The organism is Streptomyces sp. NPDC020884 (assembly GCF_044333935.1).
In the GTDB taxonomy this organism is placed as follows: domain Bacteria; phylum Actinomycetota; class Actinomycetes; order Streptomycetales; family Streptomycetaceae; genus Streptomyces.
In genome coordinates, this window is sequence record NZ_JBIRRY010000009.1 from 280,906 (window position 1) to 297,891 (window position 16,986).

The following is a 16,986-nucleotide window of genomic DNA, read 5'->3' on the forward strand; positions in this document are numbered from 1 at the left end:
GGGTGAGCCGTCGGGAGACGGAACACGAACGGTCACCCGGCCCACGACAGGCCTGCTACGAAGAGCGCGTCGATAACGGACAGCCGTACACACAGGTACGGCCTCCCTCGCCGAGCAACTCGCTGAGTCTACCCGGCGGGGAGGCCGCACCCCAAAGTGGATCACCAGAGGGCTGTCAGCCCTGCTCCTCGAAGAGGCTCGTCACCGAACCGTCCTCGAACACCTCACGCACCGCACGCGCGATCGTCGGCGCGATCGACAGCACGGTGATCTTGTCCAGCTCCAGCTCGCCCGGCGTCGGCAGCGTGTCCGTGAAGACGAACTCGCTCACCTTCGAGTTCTTCAGCCGGTCCGCCGCCGGACCCGACAGCACCCCGTGCGTCGCCGTCACGATGACGTCCTCCGCACCGTGCGCGAACAGGGCGTCCGCGGCGGCGCAGATCGTGCCACCGGTGTCGATCATGTCGTCGACCAGCACACAGACCCGGCCCTCGACGTTGCCCACGACCTCGTGGACGGAGACCTGGTTCGGCACGTCCTTGTCGCGGCGCTTGTGCACGATCGCCAGCGGCGCGTCCAGCCGGTCGCACCAACGGTCGGCGACCCGCACGCGGCCCGCGTCCGGCGACACGATCGTCAGCTTGGAACGGTCGACCTTCGCACCCACGTAGTCCGCCAGGATCGGCAGCGCGAACAGGTGGTCCACCGGGCCGTCGAAGAAGCCCTGGATCTGGTCCGTGTGCAGATCGACGGTGAGGATCCGGTCCGCACCCGCCGTCGCCATCAGGTCCGCCACCATGCGGGCCGAGATCGGCTCGCGGCCACGGTGCTTCTTGTCCTGACGGGCGTACCCGTAGAACGGCACGATCACGGTGATGGAGCGGGCCGAAGCGCGCTTCAGCGCGTCCAGCATGATCAGCTGCTCCATGATCCACTTATTGATCGGAGCCGTGTGGCTCTGGATCAGGAAGCAGTCCGCGCCACGTGCCGACTCCTGGAACCGCACATAGATCTCACCGTTGGCGAAATCGAACGCCTTCGTCGGCACGAGACCGACTCCCAGCTGATGGGCGACCTCCTCGGCAAGCTCGGGGTGGGCGCGGCCGGAGAAGAGCATCAGTTTCTTCTCGCCGGTCGTCTTGATCCCGGTCACAGCACAGTCTCCTCAGACGTGTATCTGGCGCTGCACGCATAGGTCCCGATGTGCAACGAGCCAGCCGAAATGGGTGAGCATCTATCACGGTACGCCGTCACCGGCGCACCTGTTTCCGGTCAGCTTTGCCCGTCGGTCTCCTGCGGCGACGCCTGAGCGGCCTGAGCGGCGGCGCTGCCCGGACGCTTCCGGGCCACCCAACCCTCGATATTCCGCTGCTGGCCCCGCGCCACGGCCAGCGAACCGGCGGGCACATCCTTCGTGATGACCGATCCGGCGGCGGTGTAGGCCCCGTCCCCGATCGTGACCGGTGCCACAAACATATTGTCCGAACCGGTACGGCAGTGAGAACCGATCGTCGTGTGGTGCTTGGCCACCCCGTCGTAGTTCACGAACACGCTGGCCGCACCGATGTTGGTGTGATCGCCGATCGTCGCGTCGCCGACATAGCTCAGGTGCGGGACCTTGGTCCCCTCCCCGATCGTCGCGCTCTTCATCTCGACGTACGTACCGGCCTTGGCCTTCGCTCCCAGTCGGGTCCCCGGCCGCAGGTAGGCGTAGGGGCCCACCGAGGCCCCCGACCCGACCTCGGCCGAGTCCGTCACGGAGTTGTCCACCCGGGCGCCCGCGTGCACCACGGTGTCCCTGAGCCGCGAGTTCGGCCCCACTTCGCAGTCCTCCGCGAGGTGGGTGCTGCCCAGCAGCTGGGTCCCCGGGTGCACGATCGCGTCGCGCTCGTACGTCACCGTCGCGTCGATCAGCGTGGACGCCGGGTCCACCACGGTCACGCCCGCGAGCATCGCCCGCTCCAGCAGCCGCTCGTTCAGCAGCCGGCGGGCCTCGGACAGCTGGAGCCGGTTGTTGATGCCGAGGATCTCCCGGTGGTCGACCGCCACCGACGCCCCGACCCGGTGCCCGGCCTCGCGCAGGATGGAGAGCACGTCGGTGAGGTACTCCTCGCCCTGGCTGTTGTCGGTGCGCACCTTGCCCAGCGCGTCGCCCAACAGCCGCCCGTCGAACGCGAACACCCCGGAGTTGATCTCCCGGATCGCCCGCTGCTCGTCGCTGGCGTCCTTGTGCTCGACGATCCCGGTGACCGCGCCGGTGACGGTGTCGCGCACGATGCGCCCGTAACCGGTGGAGTCGGGGACCTCGGCGGTCAGGACGGTGACCGCGTTGGCGTCGGCGGCATGGGTGGCGGCGAGCGCGCCGAGCGTCTCGCCGGACAGCAGCGGGGTGTCGCCGCAGACGACGATCACGGTGCCGCCGACGGCCCCGCCGAGCTCCTCCAGCCCCATGCGGACGGCGTGCCCGGTCCCGTTCTGCTCGGCCTGGAAGGCGGTGCGCACGGGGGCGTCACCGGCGTTCAGATGTGCGGTGACCTGCTCGCTGGCGTGTCCGACGACCACGACGAGGTGCTGGGGGTCCAGCTCACGGGCGGCGGCGACGACATGTCCGACGAGCGAGCGCCCGGAGATCTCGTGCAGGACCTTGGGAGTCTTCGACTTCATGCGGGTGCCCTCACCCGCTGCGAGGACGACGACGGCTGCCGGGCTGGTTGTGCTCACGGATGTGCCCTTCGGCTTCGGGTGGTGGTCATCCGCAGGATACCGGGGGTGTTTCCGCCCGAAACGGGGGCGGGCCCCGACCGGTGTGGTCGGGGCCCGCGTGCCGGAGCTCCCCCATCAGGATTTGAACCTGAACAGACGGTACCAAAAACCGCAGTGCTGCCTGATTACACCATGGGGGATTAATTCCGACTAAACCGGACATTGCCTCGGCTCGCCGGATCGGCACCCAACACTATGCCGTACCAAGCGCCTTCTCCGCGACGACGGAGCTCGGAACGTGCTGTTGCCGGTCACCGGAAAATGAGATGCGTCCGCCCGTAGGCTGGATGCCATGACCGCAACGGGGGCAGACCGGGAAGCGGCGGGATCGACCACCCGCGGCTACTGGTGGTGGGAGCGGCGACGCAGTGTCGCCCTGGACGTGGGACTGGCGCTGGTTTCGGCGCTGGAGTGTGGCCTGGAGGGGGTGGAGTTCGCCCGGAACACCGGGATTCCGGTGCCGGTGGGCGTGGTGTTCGGACTGCTGGCGGGCTCGGTGCTGCTGGTGCGCCGGCGGTGGCCGATCGCCGTGGTGCTCGTGACGATCGCGATGACGCCGGCCGAGATGGGCTTCCTGATGGCCCTCGTGGGCCTCTACACGCTGGCCGCGTCCGAGGTGCCGCGCCGGATCACCGTCGTGCTGGCCGGGATGGCCCTGGTGGGGACGTTCATCGTCACCTACGTACGGCTGCGGCAGACCGTGGCCGAGCAGGCCGACTTCGGGCCGGGGGACTGGTACGTCCCGCTGATGTCCGTCTTCATGGCGGTGGGGCTCACGGCCCCGTCCGTCCTGTTCGGCCTCTACATAGGGGCCAGGCGCCGTCTGATGGAGAGCCTGCGGGAGCGGGCCGATTCGCTGGAGCGGGAGCTGTCGCTGCTCGCGGACCGGGCCGAGGAGCGGGCCGAGTGGGCGCGTACGGAGGAGCGGACCCGGATCGCCCGGGAGATGCATGACGTGGTCGCCCACCGGGTGAGCCTGATGGTGGTGCATGCCGCCGCCCTCCAGGCCGTCGCGCCGAAGGATCCGGCGAAGGCCGTGCGCAACGCGGCGCTGGTCGGGGACATGGGCCGGCAAGCGCTCACGGAGCTGCGCGAGATGCTCGGGGTGCTGCGTTCCGGGGACGCGCTGACCGCGCCGGCCGCCGCGGGCGCGGTTCCGCTGGCGTCGGTGAAGCAGGTGGCCGCGGTGGCCGCTGCCCTGACGTCGGAGGACGGGCCCCGGCTGAACGAGCTGGAGGCGCTGGTGGCGCAGTCGCGGCAGGCGGGGATGACCGTCGAGCTGTCGGTGGACGGTGAGCTGCGGCCGTATCCGCCGGAGGTCGAGCAGACCGCGTTCCGGGTGGTGCAGGAGGCGCTGACGAACGTCCACAAGCATGCGGCGGGCGCCAAGACGTGGGTGCGGCTCGCGCATCGGGAGGCCGAGGTCGCGATGCAGGTGGAGAACGGCCCTTCGGACTCGGCGGCGGCGGACGCGGGGCTGCCGAGCGGGGGGAACGGTCTGGTGGGGATGCGGGAGCGGGTGCTGGGGCTGGGGGGCGTGTTCGTGTCCGGGCCCACGGATGCGGGGGGCTTCCGGGTCTCGGCGGTGCTCCCGTCCGGGCCGGGGGCCGCCCACCCAGGCCCGTCCGGCGTTTGAGGGGGCCGCCCACCCAGGCCTGTCCGGCGCGTGAGGGGGGGGCCGTCCATTCAAGCCCGTCCGGCGTTTGAGGGGGGCCTTGCGGGCCCCACCCAAGCCCGTCCGGCGTTTGAGGACGGAACCGTCGCTCGGGACGAACGGGCACCATCACTCCCCGGACACGCAAGGGGTCGCCGCTCCCCACCTCCAGGGTTCCGTCCTCAAACGCCGGACGGGCTGGGTGCGGACGCTTCCGTCCTCAAACGCCGGACGGGCTGGAAGTGGCCGGGCTGGGTGTGGACGGGCTCGTCCTCAAGCGCCGGACGGGCTGGAAGTGGGCGGGCCGGAAGTGGCTGAGGGTCAAGGGGACGTCAGGCGGGGTGGCTGGGTGCCGGTGATCAGGGTGGCCAGGGCCTCGTCGATGTCCTGGCCCAGGAACCAGTCGCCCGTGTGGTCGATGCTGTACACCCGGCCCTCCGTGTCGATCGCCAGGACCGCCTGCTCCTCGCCCTCCGCCCCGAGCGGGCTGACCTCCGTCCCCAGGGCGCGGCCGAGGTCCCCGAGCGTCCGGGCCAGGTGGAGTCCGCTCAGTGGGTCGATGCGCACCGCGGTGGGTGCGATGTGGCGGCCGGGCGCGGACGCGGTGATGCGGAGGCCGCCGAACTCCGCCCAGGCCTCGACCGCGGCGGGGAAGACGGCGTGCTGGTGGCCGGCCGGGGAGGCGTGGGAGCGCAGCGCGTCGGCCCATTCCTCCGCCTGGCGGATGTCCCAGCGGCCGGGCTGCCAGCCCGCTTCGCGCAGGGCGGCGTCGACGGCGACGGGGAACCGGGTGGAGGTGTGCTGCTGGCGGTCGGGCATCGGTGGGCGGTCAGCCCTTCTCGGCGGTGGTCGCGGCGCCGGTGGAGGTCAGGTCGACGGGGCGTACGCCGAAGTGCGACAGGAGTGCCGAACAGGATCGGCAGGGCGGTGCGTAGCTGCCGTGGAGGGGGTCGCCGTCCTCGCGGATGCGGCGGGCGGTGAGCCGGGAGTGTTTGAGCGCGCGGCGGGCCTCGCCGTTGGTCAGGGGTTTTCGTTGCGCGCGTTTGGAGCGCCCGGTCTCGGCGGCGGTGAGCTGGCGGGAGAGCAGTATGGCTTCGGGGCAGCGGCCGGTGAACCGTTCGCGCTGGCCGCTGGTGAGGGTGTCGAGGAAGTCCTGGACGAGAGGGTGCAGTACCGGTGGCTGGTCCCCTTTGCCCGCGGTGCAGGTGAGCGTCTCGCCGCGCACGGACAGGGCGGCGGCCACGGCGGGAAGGATCCCGTCGCGGCGGTGGGTCAGTCGGGGCGTACGGCTGGTATCGGTGCTGCTCCAGGTGAGTCGCGGATCCCCTGATGTGACGGTTTGTGTGGAATGCATCGTGCTGACGTCCCTCCCTGCAATCCCCCGAGTTGCGGGGACAGCCTGCCAAATGTGCCGGGTGGTGGGGAAGCTGGGTGGGGGAAACGTGCCTGCGTGTCGCCCGAATGTGCTGGACCGTCGCCTCACCGTCACGTGAATGTGACCGTTCGTGACGGAACCGGCGGGACGGGATCCCCTGTTGCCCCACCGCTTAGGCTGTGTGGAACACCGGACGCAGCAGGGGGCAACAGCCATGACGACAGGTCGGCTCGGGCAGCAAGCCGCGCCACCGAACGCGGCCTATGCCGGGCAGGTCGTGAACTTCCCGGACCCGGTCCGGGCGTCCCGCCACCCCAGAGGTGTGCGGATGGACGAGAGCGGCCGCCCGGTTCTTTCGCCGTACGCGCGTGCCGCCGCCGAGATCGCCGATCCGCCTCCGGGCTTCGGCATCGACGAGCTGCGCCTCACCGACTACGTGTCGGCGAACGCGGCGATGGCGGCGAGCGGTCACGACCTGTGGGACACGATTCCCGCGGTGGCGACCCCGCACGGCTGGACCTGGCACCACGTGGCGGGCGGCCGGCGGATGGAGCTGGTGCCGGTCGAGGTGAAGGCACTGCTGCGTCATCACGGTGGTCTGGCGTCGACTCCGGTGGACCAGAACCGGCGGGGCACCCGCCCGTTGCAGGAGACCCGTCCGGTGCACTTCCGGCTGCCGAAGGGCGCGGGCGCGGTGAGCGAGCAGCAGGTCCAGGGCGTCGAGGAGGATCTCGGCTTCCGGCTGCCCGGCGCGTACCGCTCGTTCCTGAAGGCGGCGGGCGGCTCGGCCCCGGTGGGTGCGGCGCTGGACGCGGAGTTGGGGCTGCTGGTGGACCAGCCGTTCTTCACGGTGCGTGACGAGGCCGCGGTGAACGACCTGGTGTACGTGAACAAGTGCCTGCGGGACCACTTCACCAAGGACTTCCTGGGCGTCGCGTTCGTCCAGGGCGGGATTCTCGCGGTGAAGGTGCGCGGTCAGGACGTCGGTTCGATGTGGTTCTGCCCGTACGACGACGCCCGGGACCAGGACGGCTGGAGTGTCCAGGAGCGTGCGGAGCGGCTGCTGCTGCCCTGCGGCGCGGACTTCGACGCCTTCCTCCAGCGGCTGGCGGGCAATCCGCCGGAGCTGGAGACCGTGGCGAACCTGATGGTGGACGGCGGCTTCGCGCGCGCCGTCCCGGTGGAGGGGTGAGCGCGGTGGTGACTTTCGCGCAGGCGCAGGAGCGGGCGGACGAGTGGGTCAACGGTGACGTGCCCGCGTACCAGCACCGTGAGGTACGGGTCCGTGAGTTCGACCTCGGTTTCGTGGTGTGGGCCGAGGACCGGCCGGAGGGCCCCGTCTCGGACGGGGGCCGTCAGCGGCTGGTGATCGCCCGGGACAGCGGTGAGGCCACGCTGTGGCCGGGGCTGCCGGTGGGCGAGGTGATCCGGCGGTACGAGGAGGAGTACGGGCTTCCGGCCGGGGGTCCGGCCGCCGCTCCGGAGCCGCCGCAGCGGGTGGATCTGAATCAGACGTCGTTCCTGTTGACGCCGCCGGAGTGGCTCCAGGAGGCGGCGGACAAGCTGGGCATCCCGGATCACCGTGCGGAGCGACGGGAGTCGGAGGGGGAGGCGGCCGAGCCGTCGGCACCGGCCCCGGCCCCGGTGTCGGCTTCGGCTGCGGATGGGGCCCCCGGTCCTGTCGCCGCTTCGCCCCCGGAGCCCGCCGCGGACGTGACGCCCGCGTCCTCCGCCGCTTCGTGGCCCGCCGCCGGCGGGGCCTACGAGCCCACCGCGTCCGAGGGCGTGCCCGCCGGCGCGACCCCCTGGGCGGGTACGGACACCAACTCCGACTCCGACGACGGGGCCGTCCCGCTGCCCGCGACCGTGTTCGCGCCGGCGCTGTCGGGGACGGACGACGAGGAGGCCCCGCCGCCGGTCGTCCCGGCGGAGGCGCCCACCGCGCTGATGTCCGGAGGCAGCCAGCTGCCGCGTACGCAGGTGGCGCGGGCGCTCCGGCCGGACCAGGGGCCCCCGGGCGGGGCCGGTGACATCGCCGACGCGGCCACCAGCAAGGCCGTGGTGCCGCCGCGCGGGACGCGCGGGGGCGGTTCGCCGACCCCGCCGCCGCCCGGTGCGCCGGGGGTCCCCGGGGTGCGCCCCGGTGCGACGCCGCCGCCTTCGGGTCCGGGTGCGCCCGGCGCCCCGGCGGGCGGTTACCTCCCGACGCAGCTCGTCTCCCAGCTCGGTCCGCCCGGTCCGCCCGGTCCGCCCGGCCCGCCCGGTGCCACGCCGCCTCCCGGCCCGCCGCCTCCGCCGCCGGGTTCGACTCCGCCTCCCGGCCCGCCTCCGCCGCCGGGCGCCACGCCGCCTCCGGGTGGCGGGGTGCACCACGCCATGACGATGCTCGCCGACGGGAGCAGCATCGGCGCGGGTCTCTCCGGCCCGGGTGCGCCCAGGCCGCCGGGTCCGCCCGGTGCCCCCGGCGCTCCGCAGCCGCCCGGTCCGCCCGGTGTTCCGGGTGCTCCGCAGCCTCCCGGTCCGCCCGGTCCGCCGGGTGCCACGCCGCCTCCGGGTGGCGGGGTGCACCACGCGGAGACGATGTTCGCGGGGCCGGGCCAGGTCGGGCCGCCCGGTCCGCCCGGAGCCCCCGGCGCTTCGCTGGGCGGGGCCCCCGGTTCCCTGCCGCACCCTCCGGGCCCGCCCGGTCCGCCGCCCGGTCCGCACACCCCGCCGCCCCCGGCGTACGGCTATCCGCAGCAGCCCACCGGTCAGCCGACCGTGGGCCCCGGATACCAGGCCGTGCTGCGGTTCCGCGCTCCGGACGGCAGCGAGCAGCAGCTGATCCGCCGCTCGGCGCCGGGCACCCCGCACCCCGAGTGGCAGATGCTGCACGAACTGCGGGCGATGAACGTGCCGCCACAGCAGGTCATCGAGCTGCACACCGAGCTGGAGTCCTGTGAGCTGCCGGGCGGGTACTGCGCCCGGATGATCCGGGAGACCTGGCCGCAGGTGCGGATCACCAGCGTCGCTCCGTACGGCGCCGATCACGCCGGCCGCCAGCAGGGCATGCAACATCTGCTGACGCACCAGGGCGAGCTGCACCAGGTCGCGGACGGCCCGGCGCGGCCCGCGCCGCTGCGGGCGCCGCTGCCGCAGGTGCCGCCGGCGCCCGCGCTGCCGCCGGAGGCGGTGGCCGAGGAGCTGGCGCAGGCGTTCGGTCCGCAGGGCATCCTGCGGTTCGACCAGCGGGCGGTGTCCCGTCAGGGGGTGCCCGAGGTCGTGGCGCGCACCCTGGTCTGGGCGGGGCTGCCCGCCGATTTCGGGCCGTTCTTCTGGGCGCAGCCGGGGCAGCCCGTGGTGCCGACCCTGGCCGAGCTGGCCGCGCAGCGCCAGGTGCAGCCCGCGCCGGACGCGGGGTCCTACCTGGTGATGGGCACGGACTTCGGCCGGGCGATCTGTGTCCAGTACGGGACCGCGAACATCGTGGCCGTACCGGTGGAGGCGGGGCCCGGCGGGCAGTCCGTGGCGCCGCAGTTCGTCAACACCGGGCTGCCGGAGTTCGTGCGGTCGATGGCGCTGCTGGGCCGGATGTGGCGGCTGCGGTTCGGGCTGGACCCCGAGCAGGCGGGCCGTTGGACCGTCGACTTCCAGGCACAGCTGGTGGCCCTGGACCCGGCGGCGCTGGCGTCGCCGGAGAGCTGGTGGTCGGTGCTGCTGGAGCAGATGTGGGACGGCCTGATCTGAGCCGTACGCAGGGCTGAGCGGCGAGCGCGTACGAGGCGCCCGGACCCGGGAGGGTCCGGGCGCCTCGTCGTGTACCGGGCGACGGGGCCGGTGATACCGGTTCGCCCGGGTCTGTGATGCCGGTCGCTTCCGGCCTGAATACCGCTGATCGATTCCGACTTCCGTCACCAATTGCCGCATCCTTGACGTATTGCGGGATGTCGGAGCGTGGCAGAGCGTGTCGGCGGGTCGAGAAGGGGATTCAGGGATGAGCGCTGGACCGGTGTCCGCGTACGACGTCGTCGGGGTGCGGGGGCGCGGGTACCGCCCGGAGCAGGTGGACCGGGCCACGGCCGCCCTGACGGCCGAGCGGGACGCCGCGCTCGCCGAGCTCGCGCGGCTGACGGGCCGGGCGGAGGAGCTTCACGCCGAGGCGGCCCGGCTCGCCGAGACCGTCGCGACGCTGCCCGCGCAGGACTACGCGGAGCTGGGGGAGCGGGCGCAGCGGATCCTGGCCCTGGCCGAGGACGAGGCGGCGGCGCTGGACGCCGGGGCGGTGGCGGCGGGCCAGTCGCTGCGGGACGCCGCAGATGCGGTGGGCCGGGCGGCCGGGGACGCGGCGCGCGAGGCGGCCGAAGCGGTGCGCGGGGCGGCGGTCCGGGCGGCCGGGGAGCGGGTGGCCGAGGCGGTCCGGGAGGCGGAGGGTGCGCTCGCCGCGGCCCGGCAGGATGCCGAGGAGGTGCGGTCGGCCGCCGCTGCCGCGATGGCGGAGACCCGCAGCCGCACGGCGAGCGTGCTGGCCCACCAGGAGCAGGAGCACGCGGAGCGGCTCAAGGCGACCGAGGCCGAACTGGCCGCCGGGGAAGCGGCGTTGGAGGCCCGGCAGGCCGAGCTGGCCGAGCGGGCCGAGGCGCTGCTCGCAGAGGCGGGCCGGGACCTCGCCGCCACGCAGGAGGCGGCCCGGCACGGTCAGGAGGACGCGGAGGCGCGGGCGGCGGAGCTGCTGGCGGAGGCCCGGGTCCGCGAGGAGCGGGTGGTCCGGGAGACGGAGCGGATCCTGCGGGAGCACGAGGAGGGCCGCGAGGAGGCTCATGCGCACATGGCGCATGTGCGCAGTTCGCTGGCCGCGCTGACGGGGCGGGTGGCTTCGGGGGCGGAGGACCCGGCGGACCCGGAGGACCCGGCGGACCCGGCGGACCCGGCGGGCGCGGCGGGCGCGGCGGGCGCGCAGAGCGTGGAGGGCTGAGCGTCTCCGCGGGCCGTTCGTGGCGTGGGCGGGCCGGGGTCGGGTGCGGGGCAGGTCGCAACGGGTGGCAACCCTTGACGAATGCCTGTTCGCGCGAGCTGATTAGCTTGGTCAGCTGGTCAGTTGGCACGTTTCCGTTCCCAGCCCGAGGGAGTGCTCATGTCGGTCCAAGCGCCGGACATTCTGTCACCCGAGTTCGAGAGAGACCCTTATCGCGCGTATCGCCTGATGCGTCATGACACGCCGCTCATGTGGCATGAGGCCACCGCGAGTTACATCGTCTCGCGTTATGAGGACGTCGAGCGCGTCTTCAAGGACAAAGAAGGCGAATTCACCACGGAGAACTACGACTGGCAGATCGAACCCGTGCACGGGCGGACGATACTCCAGCTCAGCGGGCGCGAGCACGCCGTGCGTCGGGCTCTGGTCGCGCCGGCTTTCCGGGGCAGCGATCTGCGCGACAAGTTCTTACCCGTCATCGAGCGCAATTCGCGCGAATTGATCGACGCGTTCCGGGGGTCCGGTTCCGTCGACCTGGTCGCCGACTACGCCACCCGGTTTCCCGTCAACGTCATTGCGGACATGCTCGGTCTGGACAAGTCCGACTATGAGCGATTTCATGGCTGGTACACGAATGTCATCGCTTTTCTCGGTAATCTCTCCGGCGATCCGGAGGTGAAGCGGGCCGGTGAACGCACGCGCGTCGAGTTCGCCGAGTACATGCTGCCGATCATCCGCGAGCGGCGTGAAGCGCCCGGCGACGACCTCTTGTCGACGCTGTGCACCGCGGAGGTCGACGGTGTCCGGATGAGCGACGAGGACATCAAGGCGTTCTGCAGTCTGCTGCTGGCCGCCGGGGGAGAGACCACCGACAAGGCCATCGCCGGTATCTTCGCCAACCTGCTGAGCCACCCGGAGCAGTTGGAGGCGGTACGCGCCGACCGGAGCCTGATTCCCCGCGCCTTCGCCGAGACGCTGCGCTACACCCCGCCGGTGCACATGATCATGCGCAAGTCGGCGACGGAGGTGGCGCTGAGCGGCGGCACCATACCGGCGGGTGTCACCGTGACCTGCCTGATAGGCGCTGCCAACCGTGACGAGGGCCGCTACCGGGATCCTGATGTCTTCGACATCTTCCGCGAGGACCTGACCGCCACGAACGCCTTCTCGGCGGCGGCCGATCATCTGGCCTTCGCGCTCGGCCGGCACTTCTGCGTCGGCGCCCTGCTGGCCAGGGCCGAAGTCGAGATCGGTGTCGGTCAGTTGCTGGACGCCATGCCGGACCTGCGGCTGGCCGACGGCTTCGACCCGGTCGAGCACGGTGTCTTCACCCGGGGGCCGCAGAGCCTGCCGGTCCGGTTCACCCCGGTGTCCGGCTGACCGGACACCGGATCGTGAGCGGCCGGGTCCGCGGACTCCGGCCGCTCACACGGCTACTGCTCCACCGGGCTGAACCGGACCGGCAGCTCGGCCAGTCCGCGCATCCAGATCGAAGGACGCCAGGCGAGCTCCGCGGGCTCGACCGCCAGCATCAGGTCCGGCAGTTGTTCCAGCAGCGTCTCCACCGCCGTACGGGCCATCACGTCGGCCAGCAGCGGTGCGGGATAGGGGCAGCGGTGTTCGCCGCTGCTGAACGACAGATGCGCGGAGTTCTCCGCGCCGACGTACGAATCCGGCCAGATCTCCGGGTCGGTGTTGGCCGCGGCGATTCCCAGGACCAGGCAGTCGCCGGCCCGGATGTGCCGGCCGCCGAGCTGGGTGTCCCGTACGGCCCAGCGGCCGATGAAGTTCTGGGTCGGCGTGTCCAGCCACAGCACCTCGTTGAGGGCCTCGCCGACGCTGAGCCTGCCGCCGGAGACGTTCACCGCGAAGCGTTCGTCCGTCAGCAGCAGCCGCAGCGTGTTGCAGATCCAGTTCGCGGTGGGCTGCTGGGCCGCGGCGATCACCGAGATCAGGTCCTGGACGATCTCCTCGTCCGTCAGGCCCGCCTCGTGCGTCACCATGCGGGAGGTGACGTCGGCCCCGGGGGCCGCCCGCTTGTCCTGGACCAGTTGACGCAGCCGGTCGCCGACGCGGCCGTAGGCCGCCACCGGATCGTCCCCCTCGTTGGCGTCGAGCGAGATGCGCAGGTCTTCCACCAGCTGCTGGGTGTCCGCACCCGACACCGGCATGCCGCACATCTGGACCACGGCCCGCATCGGCAGGGCGTGGACGTAGCTGCTCATCAGCTCCGTACGGCCGCTTCCGGCGAAGCCCGCGATGAGCCGGTCGGCGATGCGCCGGCAGTCGCGGGCCAGCTCGAACTGGTCGATGCCTTCCAGCGCTTCGGTGATGACGCCGGCCCGGCGCCGGTGCTCGTCGCCCTCCGTGAAGAGCACCGACGGCTGGTATCCGACGAACGGAAGCAGCGGCCAGTCCGGCGGAATGGTCTCCCACTGGTTCCAGCGTCGCGAGTCCCGCGCGAACAGCTCGTCGTGCGCGGTGACATAGGACAGTTCGGAGTAGCCGAGCACCAGCCAGGCCGGAACGTCACCGTCGAGCAGGACCGGCGCGACCGCGCCGTGCTCCCGCCGCAGCGAGCGGTAGAGCTCGGTGGGCGTCTGCTGGTAGGAGGCCCCGGACAGGCGCACCGCATCGGAGCCGACCGGGCAGCCGGAGGGGGCGTGGAGACCGAAGGACGGGCTGGAGGTGCTCATGGTGTCGCCTCCCGGGCGATGGCCATCGTGCGCAGATGGTCGACGAGCGTGATCAGTACGTTCTTGCTGGACTGCCGGACCCGGGCATCGCAGTCGATCATCGGGATGTGCGCGGGCAGCGCCAGGGCCTGACGGATCTCGTCGAGGGAGTGGGCGAGGTCGTCGTCGAAGCGGTTGACCGCCACCACGAACGGGGTGCCGTGGTGTTCCAGCCGGTCGATCGCGTACCAGGAGTCGTCCATCCGGCGCGTGTCCACGAGGACCACGGCGCCGAGCGTGCCGGAGAACAGCCGGTCCCACAGGAACCAGAAGCGCTCCTGGCCCGGGGCGCCGAACAGGTAGAGCACGATGCGCTCGCTGAGGCTGATGCGTCCGAAGTCGAAGGCGACCGTGGTGGTCGTCTTGGCGTCGACGCCGTCCGTCTCGTCGACGCCGACGCCGGCCTGGGTCATGACCTCTTCGGTGTTCAGCGGCCGGATCTCGCTCACCGAGCGGACGAGGGTGGTCTTGCCGACGCCGAACCCTCCGACGACGACTATCTTCAGCCCGGTTTCCGCCGCGTCGGTCAGCGGAGTGCGCTGGGCGGGCAGCTCATAGCTTGCGTAGTCCATGGAGCACCTCCTTCAGCAGCTCGGAGTCGGGAAGCGAGGTCGGGGAGGCGGCCGCGCGGGGGTGGCGGGCGGTGATACGGCCCATGGCGTGGAGGTCGTCGAGCAGGATGCGCACCACGGTCACCGGAAGCGAGAGCTCGGCGGCGATCTCGACGAGGGCGGTCGGGTGGCGGCACAGGTCGAGGATCTGCGCGTGCTCCGACTGCATGCCGGCGGTGGGCCGGCACTCGCTGACCACGAGGGTCACCAGGTCGAAGGAGTCGGCGGAGCGGCTGCGGCCCCCGGTGACGGTGTAGAGCCGGTCCGGGGCTCCGGTGTCGACGGGCCGGCGGGTCATGACGCGCTCCCCGGTGCGGTGCCGCGTGGCGCGGCGCGCAGGTGTTCGCCGATCTGCTCGACCATCTCCGTCATCTGGTGGCCCACCACGCTCGGGTCGGCCTCCTCGGTGGCGACGACGGCCAGATGCGCGCCTTCGCCGGCCTCGACGATGAAGAGCAGGCCCCCGTGGAACTCGGTCATCGAGTGCCGGACGCCTCCGGAGCTGTCGCCGAACTCGATGGAGGCGCCCTGCGCCAGCGCCTGCATGCCCGAGCAGATGGCCGCCAGCTGGTCGGCCTGGTCGAGCATGAGGTTCTCGGTCCAGCAGAGCTTGAGCCCGTCGCGTGACAGGGCCAGGGCGTGCCGGGTGCCGGGGGTCTGCTCGAGCAGCCTCTGCAGGAGCCAGGTGAGGCTGTTGTCTGTGGTCTGCATGATGAGTGACGGGACCGTGGTGCCGGGGAGCGGCCGACGGCCCGTACCTCCAATCTCGGATGTTCGAGCGAGCGCGTCCGGGGGTCCGGACACCCTGCGGGTGGGGGGTTCCGGACTACGGCGCGGTGGACGGCGGTACGGTCCCGCTGTCCGGTTCTCCGTCCTTGCCCTGCTGGGGCAGCCGGCCGCGCTGGAAGGCGCCGAACTGCTGGCCCGCGCTGCGGGGCGGCGAGGACCGTGGCGTGTTGCCGCGCGGTTCCGCCGGGGAGCCGGGCGCGGGCGTGGCCCGGTGGCGGCCGCGCTCGGCCTCTCCCATGGTGCGGCCGGGGGTGCGGACGGGCAGGCCGCCGGGGGTGGAGCTCGCCGCCGGCCGGAGCGGGGCCGGCGGTGGCGCGGCGGCCTCCTGCGCGGAGGGCGGCACGGGGGCGGTGGGCGTCAGGGGCGCGGTGGGCGGCGCCGCGGCGACGGGCGCGGAAGGCTGTGCCGCGGGCGCGGGCGCGGGCGCGGGTGACGGGGCGGCGGGCGGTGCCGCGGCGGCGGGCGCCGGGGACGGGGCGGCGGGCGCGGGGACGGTCCGGCGGGCCGGAGTCGCGTGGCTCTCGCGCGGCTCCTGCGCGATCAGATGCCGTGGCAGCAGGACGACCACGCCGGTGCCACCGCGTGAGGAGGGGCGGTAGTTGACGCTGATCCGGTGCTTGAGGGCGAGCCTGCCCACCACGGCGAGGCCGAGCCGGGTGCCCTGCAGGGTCGCGAGGTCGGTCAGCCGGCCGGCCACGGAGTCCGCCGCCCGCCGCATCGCCGCGTCGGCCATCTTCAGACCGCTGTCCTCGATGGTGACAACGATGCCGGTGCCGCGTTCCTCGACGTAGACCTGCACCTCGTCGATGGGCGGCGAGAAGTTGGCCGCGTTGTCCATCAGTTCGGCGAGCAGGTGCATGACGCCCTCGGCGGCGAAGCCGGAGATGGAGACGGTGGACGAGCAGTGCAGCCGGACGCGCTGGTAGGCGGCGATGCGGCCGACCGCGCCCCGCAGGATGCTCTCCATGACGATCGGACGGTTCCAGGAACGGCTCGGCCGGCCGCCCATCAGCAGCGCCAGCCGGTCCGTCATCAGGCCGAGCTGGGAGGTGCTGTGGTCCAGCTTCAGCAGATCTCCGAACACTTCTTCGCCGTGACGTTCCTGCATGCTGCGCAGGTCGGCGAGCATGCTGACGGACTTCGCCTGGACCCGGCTGAGCGCCTTGGCCGACGCGGTGGTGGCCGCGAGGGCCCGGCGTTCGCTGAGCGCGAGCTCCCGGAGCACCGCCTCGACCGGGGTGCGCAGGAGCGGCAGTTCGGGCAGGCCCACCTCGGCCCGCACCGTGGCGCCGGACTCGCCTTCACGGAGCCTGGCGGTGACGCTCGGCAGCGTTTCGTGGGTGAAGCGCTCCACCTCGGAGGTCACCGCGTGCAGCTCCTCGCGCAGCCGCGCGGTCTCCGCTTCGCTCTCCTCGCGGAAGCGCGTGCTCGCGGTCCGCAGCGAGGCGGTCTGCTGCTCCTGCTCCTCGACCGTGGTCGCCAGGACGTGCAGCAGCGTGCGCTGTCGCGGGCTGCGCGGCAACGGGATCTGGCCGAGGGCGTCGGCGGCCTTCCAGCCGCCGCGTACCAGTCTGATCAGCGCGGGCAGCGCCACGTCGGCGGTGTGCGCCGTGTCCGTTTCGAGAGCGGCCAGCGAGGCCTTGAGGCGGGTGGCCTCCGCCGTCTGCGCCGAGGCCGTGCGCTGCGCCCGCCGGGTGAGGCGGTGGGAGGCGGCGAGGGTGACGGCCAGGACCACCCAGGCGGTGAGGACCACCACCACCGCCCAGTCACGCGCCGCCGAAGGGGCCAGGGCCACGGCCGCGACTCCGGCGAGGGCACTCACCGACAACACGGCCACAAGCGGTGCTATCGCCGCCTTCGATGCGTTCTTCGGCCGCCGCTGACTGGCTGGTACGGGTTTTGGCATGGATGCGGTCCCTCAGTTCTACCGAGCGGAAGGTATGCGGCCGCTCCGAGAAGGTGCAGATCACCTTGGTGAAATCGGAGGAAGCGGAAACCGCGCTTCCTCTCAAGGAGCGACCTCATCGTAGACATCCTGATGCGCCGGATCATCCGGTGAGCGGCATAGTCCGTAGGCAGAGTGATTTTGTCGAGAAGTGGTCGGCAGG

At 72.3% G+C, this 16,986-nt stretch carries 14 protein-coding genes and 1 tRNA gene; 5 read left to right on the top strand and 10 right to left on the bottom strand.

What is annotated here, in order from left to right; all coding sequences use genetic code 11:
* Window positions 1–175: 175 nt before the first annotated feature.
* From ACH4UK_RS26965 to ACH4UK_RS26975, 3 genes are all read right to left on the bottom strand, one after another.
* A complete protein-coding gene (locus ACH4UK_RS26965) occupies window positions 176–1,153 on the bottom strand; it encodes a ribose-phosphate diphosphokinase (RefSeq protein WP_015609053.1) in 978 nt (325 codons plus the stop codon).
* Window positions 1,154–1,272: 119 nt separating this feature from the next.
* Window positions 1,273–2,721 carry a bifunctional UDP-N-acetylglucosamine diphosphorylase/glucosamine-1-phosphate N-acetyltransferase GlmU gene (gene glmU, locus ACH4UK_RS26970; RefSeq protein WP_398360378.1) on the bottom strand — a complete coding sequence of 483 codons (1,449 nt, stop codon included), beginning with the start codon at window positions 2,719–2,721 and terminating at the stop codon, window positions 1,273–1,275.
* 109 nt (window positions 2,722–2,830) lie between these two features.
* Window positions 2,831–2,903: transfer RNA gene (locus tag ACH4UK_RS26975), tRNA-Gln, on the bottom strand.
* A 152-nt stretch (window positions 2,904–3,055) separates the two neighbouring features.
* On the opposite strand from ACH4UK_RS26975, the gene ACH4UK_RS26980 reads away from it, so the two are divergent.
* Complete coding sequence (locus ACH4UK_RS26980) at window positions 3,056–4,399, top strand: sensor histidine kinase (protein ID WP_398360380.1); 1,344 nt, start codon at window positions 3,056–3,058, stop codon at window positions 4,397–4,399.
* A 339-nt stretch (window positions 4,400–4,738) separates the two neighbouring features.
* Here the strand turns inward: ACH4UK_RS26980 and ACH4UK_RS26985 are convergent, their stop codons facing one another.
* Together ACH4UK_RS26985 and ACH4UK_RS26990 are read right to left on the bottom strand one after the other, a co-directional pair.
* On the bottom strand, window positions 4,739–5,236 hold the full coding sequence (locus tag ACH4UK_RS26985; protein WP_398360382.1) for an SUKH-3 domain-containing protein: 498 nt from the start codon (window positions 5,234–5,236) through the stop codon (window positions 4,739–4,741).
* 10 nt (window positions 5,237–5,246) lie between these two features.
* Window positions 5,247–5,771 carry a YwqJ-related putative deaminase gene (locus tag ACH4UK_RS26990; RefSeq protein ID WP_398360384.1) on the bottom strand — a complete coding sequence of 175 codons (525 nt, stop codon included), beginning with the start codon at window positions 5,769–5,771 and terminating at the stop codon, window positions 5,247–5,249.
* A gap of 235 nt (window positions 5,772–6,006) precedes the next feature.
* On the opposite strand from ACH4UK_RS26990, the gene ACH4UK_RS26995 reads away from it, so the two are divergent.
* The 4 genes from ACH4UK_RS26995 (at window position 6,007) to ACH4UK_RS27010 (ending at window position 12,123) form a co-directional block, all read left to right on the top strand.
* Window positions 6,007–6,984: an SMI1/KNR4 family protein gene (locus tag ACH4UK_RS26995; RefSeq protein ID WP_398360386.1), complete on the top strand. Its 978-nt coding sequence runs from the start codon at window positions 6,007–6,009 to the stop codon at window positions 6,982–6,984.
* Window positions 6,981–9,518, top strand: a complete 2,538-nt coding sequence (locus ACH4UK_RS27000) for an SUKH-4 family immunity protein (protein WP_398360388.1) — start codon at window positions 6,981–6,983, stop codon at window positions 9,516–9,518. Before ACH4UK_RS26995 ends, ACH4UK_RS27000 begins: the two co-directional genes overlap by 4 nt.
* 247 nt (window positions 9,519–9,765) lie before the next feature.
* Entirely contained in the window at window positions 9,766–10,743 is a 978-nt protein-coding gene (locus tag ACH4UK_RS27005; protein ID WP_398360390.1) for a cellulose-binding protein, read from the top strand.
* Window positions 10,744–10,971: 228 nt separating this feature from the next.
* Window positions 10,972–12,123: a cytochrome P450 gene (locus ACH4UK_RS27010; protein ID WP_398360636.1), complete on the top strand. Its 1,152-nt coding sequence runs from the start codon at window positions 10,972–10,974 to the stop codon at window positions 12,121–12,123.
* 53 nt (window positions 12,124–12,176) lie between these two features.
* On the opposite strand, the gene ACH4UK_RS27015 is transcribed toward ACH4UK_RS27010, so the two are convergent.
* From ACH4UK_RS27015 to ACH4UK_RS27035, 5 genes are all read right to left on the bottom strand, one after another.
* Window positions 12,177–13,439 carry a cytochrome P450 gene (locus ACH4UK_RS27015; RefSeq protein WP_398360392.1) on the bottom strand — a complete coding sequence of 421 codons (1,263 nt, stop codon included), beginning with the start codon at window positions 13,437–13,439 and terminating at the stop codon, window positions 12,177–12,179.
* Window positions 13,436–14,050 (bottom strand): GTP-binding protein, encoded by a 615-nt coding sequence (locus tag ACH4UK_RS27020; protein WP_398360394.1) that lies wholly within the window; start codon window positions 14,048–14,050, stop codon window positions 13,436–13,438. The genes ACH4UK_RS27015 and ACH4UK_RS27020 overlap by 4 nt, the downstream gene beginning before the upstream one ends.
* Entirely contained in the window at window positions 14,031–14,387 is a 357-nt protein-coding gene (locus ACH4UK_RS27025; RefSeq protein ID WP_398360395.1) for a DUF742 domain-containing protein, read from the bottom strand. Before ACH4UK_RS27025 ends, ACH4UK_RS27020 begins: the two co-directional genes overlap by 20 nt.
* Window positions 14,384–14,800 carry a roadblock/LC7 domain-containing protein gene (locus tag ACH4UK_RS27030; protein WP_398360397.1) on the bottom strand — a complete coding sequence of 139 codons (417 nt, stop codon included), beginning with the start codon at window positions 14,798–14,800 and terminating at the stop codon, window positions 14,384–14,386. The genes ACH4UK_RS27025 and ACH4UK_RS27030 overlap by 4 nt, the downstream gene beginning before the upstream one ends.
* Window positions 14,801–14,915: 115 nt before the next feature.
* Window positions 14,916–16,784 carry an ATP-binding protein gene (locus ACH4UK_RS27035; protein WP_398360399.1) on the bottom strand — a complete coding sequence of 623 codons (1,869 nt, stop codon included), beginning with the start codon at window positions 16,782–16,784 and terminating at the stop codon, window positions 14,916–14,918.
* Between the last annotated feature and the right edge of the window lie 202 nt (window positions 16,785–16,986).

Excerpts from the sequence above, each read along its gene's own strand:
- ACH4UK_RS26980 (WP_398360380.1), top strand. The coding sequence starts at position 3,056 with ATGACCGCAACGGGGGCAGACCGGGAAGCGGCGGGATCGACCACCCGC.
- ACH4UK_RS26985 (WP_398360382.1), bottom strand. The coding sequence starts at position 5,236 with ATGCCCGACCGCCAGCAGCACACCTCCACCCGGTTCCCCGTCGCCGTC.
- ACH4UK_RS26990 (WP_398360384.1), bottom strand. The coding sequence starts at position 5,771 with ATGCATTCCACACAAACCGTCACATCAGGGGATCCGCGACTCACCTGG.
- ACH4UK_RS26995 (WP_398360386.1), top strand. The coding sequence starts at position 6,007 with ATGACGACAGGTCGGCTCGGGCAGCAAGCCGCGCCACCGAACGCGGCC.
- ACH4UK_RS27005 (WP_398360390.1), top strand. The coding sequence starts at position 9,766 with ATGAGCGCTGGACCGGTGTCCGCGTACGACGTCGTCGGGGTGCGGGGG.
- ACH4UK_RS27010 (WP_398360636.1), top strand. The coding sequence starts at position 10,972 with ATGCGTCATGACACGCCGCTCATGTGGCATGAGGCCACCGCGAGTTAC.
- ACH4UK_RS27015 (WP_398360392.1), bottom strand. The coding sequence starts at position 13,439 with ATGAGCACCTCCAGCCCGTCCTTCGGTCTCCACGCCCCCTCCGGCTGC.
- ACH4UK_RS27020 (WP_398360394.1), bottom strand. The coding sequence starts at position 14,050 with ATGGACTACGCAAGCTATGAGCTGCCCGCCCAGCGCACTCCGCTGACC.
- ACH4UK_RS27025 (WP_398360395.1), bottom strand. The coding sequence starts at position 14,387 with ATGACCCGCCGGCCCGTCGACACCGGAGCCCCGGACCGGCTCTACACC.
- ACH4UK_RS27030 (WP_398360397.1), bottom strand. The coding sequence starts at position 14,800 with ATGCAGACCACAGACAACAGCCTCACCTGGCTCCTGCAGAGGCTGCTC.
- ACH4UK_RS27035 (WP_398360399.1), bottom strand. The coding sequence starts at position 16,784 with ATGCCAAAACCCGTACCAGCCAGTCAGCGGCGGCCGAAGAACGCATCG.